Source organism: uncultured Planktosalinus sp. (genome assembly GCF_963973675.1).
GTDB lineage: Bacteria > Bacteroidota > Bacteroidia > Flavobacteriales > Flavobacteriaceae > Planktosalinus.
In genome coordinates this window covers 1-3,272 of record NZ_CAXBAN010000310.1, presented here as the reverse complement: position 1 = coordinate 3,272, position 3,272 = coordinate 1, and the positions used below count along the sequence as shown (strand labels likewise).

Sequence of the window (3,272 nt, the reverse complement as noted above, 5' to 3'; positions counted from 1 at the left end):
TTACAGAGTTTCCAAAAATAAAGCTCAGCTTAACGGCACCCTATTTTGACAACACAATACCCCCGGTCACCAATGCTGATGTGATGATTTCAGACAATCAAGGAAACCTCTTCACTTTCAATCACAGTGAAAACGGTTTGTATATTGGAGATTTTGAGCCCCAACTCAATACAAACTATACTCTTGAAATAATATATGAAAATGAACTATATACAGCAACTAATCAATTGATAACCGCTGTTCCATTAGAATTTGTTGAACAAAGAAATAATGCCGGTTTTTCAGGAGAAGATATTGAATTGAAAGTGTTTTTTAATGACCCGGAGGGAGAGGATAATTATTACTTTTTTGAAGGAAAATCTGAAAAAGGAAATATTTATGATGCTTTAACAGATGAGTTTTTTGATGGAAATTTGATATTTGGATATTATTTAGTGGAAGATATTGAACCCAATGATATAGTAACGTTTAATTTATATGGTATCAATGAACAAAATTACAACTATTTGTTTACTCTAATTCAACAAGGAGATGCGCCGGCAGGCCCCTTTGAAACACAACCGGCAACAGTAAGAGGAAATATTGTGAATCAAACCAATCCAGAGAATTTTCCTTTAGGATATTTTCGAATTTCAGAAGCTTATAATTTTTATTATACAGTTCAATAAGTATGTTTAAATTTGTTGAATGAAATTTTCAAAAACTACAGAATCAGATTCTAATTATGACCATTTAGAAAAAATGAAGGTCATAGAATTGTTGAAAAATATCAACAAGGAAGATAAAACTGTAGCATTTGCAGTTGAAAAAGCAATACCTCAAATTGAAAACCTTACCAAAAAAGTGATTGAAAAGCTCACTAATGGAGGTCGTTTATTCTATATTGGTGCTGGAACCAGCGGAAGGTTAGGCATTCTGGATGCCAGTGAATGTCCTCCAACATTTGGAGTCCCACACGAGCTTGTAATAGGATTAATTGCTGGAGGAGATAAAGCTATCAGAAAAGCGGTAGAGCTTGCCGAAGATTCAATTTCTCAGGGTTGGAAAGACTTAAAATCCTTCGATGTTTCCCAAAATGACATAATAGTAGGTATCGCTGCATCAGGAACAACGCCATATGTAATAGGAGCACTTGAACAATGTGTTAAAAATAAAATTTCCACAGGATGCATTACTTGTAATCAAGGCAGTCCTTTGTCTGTGGTATCAAACTACCCAGTTGAAGTTATAGTAGGTCCAGAGTTTGTAACTGGAAGCTCCAGAATGAAAGCCGGTACAGCTCAAAAAATGGTATTAAATATGATTACTACAGCAACAATGATTCAATTAGGAAAGGTAAAAGGCAATAAGATGGTCGATATGCAATTGAGCAATGAAAAATTAATAAACAGAGGAGTTCAGATGATTACGGCTGAATGCAACATATCTAAGGAAGAAGCCCTTCAATTATTAAAAAATCATAAAAGCGTAAGAAAGGTAATAAACCTTTTAAAAAACAAAAAAAATGAAACGCACTAATAGAAGAATCTTAATGACAGGGATTAAGTTTATGGCACTTTCTCTGCCTTTCATGTTTTTAGCTCCTTACTTAATCACTCTAGGCTTTTTAAACAAAGACAATAGTACCTTTTATATATTTTTCCCAATTGGATTAATCATAGCAGTTGCTGCAATATTCTTTGCATTTAAAGGGATACAGACTATTATGAAATCTATGTTTGATTGAAAAAGGCCGTCGATTTTTGACAGCCTTTTTATATAAAAATTAAAAAGAGTATAAATTATTTTTTAATAACCCTAATCGATTTACTGCCCTCCTCAGAGACTACTTTAACAATGTATGTTGCATTTGGCAACCCAGACAGGTCAATCATAAATTGGTTTGAATCAATTTTTTGTTCAAGTAAGGTTTGACCTAATAGATTAGATAAAGTAATTTCTGAAATGTTTTTATGATATGCAAAGTTTATGATACCATTGGTTGGATTAGGGTAATATTCAAATGACGAGTCATCAAAATTACCTACACCTAAAGTTACCGTGACAGAAACTGCAAAAGGGTCGCTCAAACAACCTGCAACAATATTGACTGCATAGTATGTTTCTCCATCTATCAAAACTGTATTTAATGGTAAAGGATTTGTTCCTGCAAGAGCATCAGTTTCAGTAGCAAACCAAGTGACATCAGTGGGGTCCACAACAATATCTGCAAGTGTAGCACCTTCATTAAATGCCTGTTCAGTATCTCCTGTTGGGGCAGGTGGTGCAGTACAACCATCCAAATTCAATCTTCCAAAAAACTGAGAAGAATTTCCTGAAATCGAAGTGCTTACACCGGTATCAGGATCTAAACGAAAAATGCCTGCTCCACTTGACCAAAGTATTTCTCCATTTCCAAGTTTAGCAACACCTCTTAAATTTCCTTCGCTCCAAAAGTCAATTATAGACCCATCAGTTTCTGAAAAACGATAAACACCATTTTGAGGTGAACCGCTAAAAACCGCAGCTAGAATTACTCCGGGTTCTTCAATTTCAATTTGTTGAATAAAGTTAACAACGCCAGGTTCTACAATGTTTCCAAGAAAATTGCCATCATAATCTCTGCGTTCTATATTATTACTGGAACTGTATGATATATACGCTTCACCGTTTCCATTATCAATAACATCAAAGGGAGAGTCAGATTCTGGTGAGACGGGGAAAAAACCAAGGTTATTTCCATCAAAATCAAAACGCACTATAGCATCTCCAGGTGCTCCATTATTGGTGCCGGCATTTGTTACCCAAACCTCCGAACTATTTACTAAACCTAGTCCTCTTATATTATCAAGTCCTCCTTGAATAGAGCTTAAAAAAACACCGTCTAGGTCATATCTGTCAATTTTATCTCCAATTTGGTGAGTTATCCATATCTCATTTCCAACTTGGAGTATTGCTTTAGGAGTTCCCGGATCCTGTAAATCTAGATCAATGAAAGAAGGATCCAAAATAACACCAGTTTCAGCATCCATCAAAATAACATTTGGACTTTGAATAATCGCAATTCGTTCTTGTGATTGTACTGAAAAAGTACACACAAGCATAGTCAAAACAGCAAAATGCAAAAGAGTAGTTAATTTTTTCATAATTATTTAATTTAAGAATTCCTTAAATATAATTATAATAAATATAACATCCAATTTAATACTTAGGATAGAATCAAGTATCCTGTTTTGTCATTTTAAAAGTCTAGTAAACAAAAAAACCCTTCATCGATTGATGAAGGGTTTTAA

General features: G+C 34.1%; 4 protein-coding genes. 3 read left to right on the top strand and 1 reads right to left on the bottom strand.

What is annotated here, in order from left to right; all coding sequences use genetic code 11:
• From AACY61_RS11070 to AACY61_RS11060, 3 genes are all read left to right on the top strand, one after another.
• A partial coding sequence (locus AACY61_RS11070) for a DUF4249 family protein (protein ID WP_339611646.1) occupies positions 1-668 on the top strand: 668 nt, incomplete at its 5' end.
• Between the two features lie 19 nt (positions 669-687).
• Positions 688-1,518 carry an N-acetylmuramic acid 6-phosphate etherase gene (gene murQ / locus AACY61_RS11065; RefSeq protein WP_339611645.1) on the top strand — a complete coding sequence of 277 codons (831 nt, stop codon included), beginning with the start codon at positions 688-690 and terminating at the stop codon, positions 1,516-1,518.
• Positions 1,505-1,726: a DUF6095 family protein gene (locus tag AACY61_RS11060; protein WP_339611644.1), complete on the top strand. Its 222-nt coding sequence runs from the start codon at positions 1,505-1,507 to the stop codon at positions 1,724-1,726. Before murQ ends, AACY61_RS11060 begins: the two co-directional genes overlap by 14 nt.
• A 55-nt stretch (positions 1,727-1,781) precedes the next feature.
• Here AACY61_RS11060 and AACY61_RS11055 read toward each other — a convergent pair whose 3' ends face one another.
• Positions 1,782-3,125, bottom strand: a complete 1,344-nt coding sequence (locus tag AACY61_RS11055; RefSeq protein ID WP_339611643.1) for a T9SS type A sorting domain-containing protein — start codon at positions 3,123-3,125, stop codon at positions 1,782-1,784.
• Positions 3,126-3,272: the final 147 nt, after the last annotated feature.

What these genes read in the sequence shown, in the direction of transcription:
- AACY61_RS11055 (WP_339611643.1), bottom strand. Translation starts at nt 3,125, where the DNA reads ATGAAAAAATTAACTACTCTTTTGCATTTTGCTGTTTTGACTATGCTT.
- murQ (WP_339611645.1), top strand. Translation starts at nt 688, where the DNA reads ATGAAATTTTCAAAAACTACAGAATCAGATTCTAATTATGACCATTTA.
- AACY61_RS11060 (WP_339611644.1), top strand. Translation starts at nt 1,505, where the DNA reads ATGAAACGCACTAATAGAAGAATCTTAATGACAGGGATTAAGTTTATG.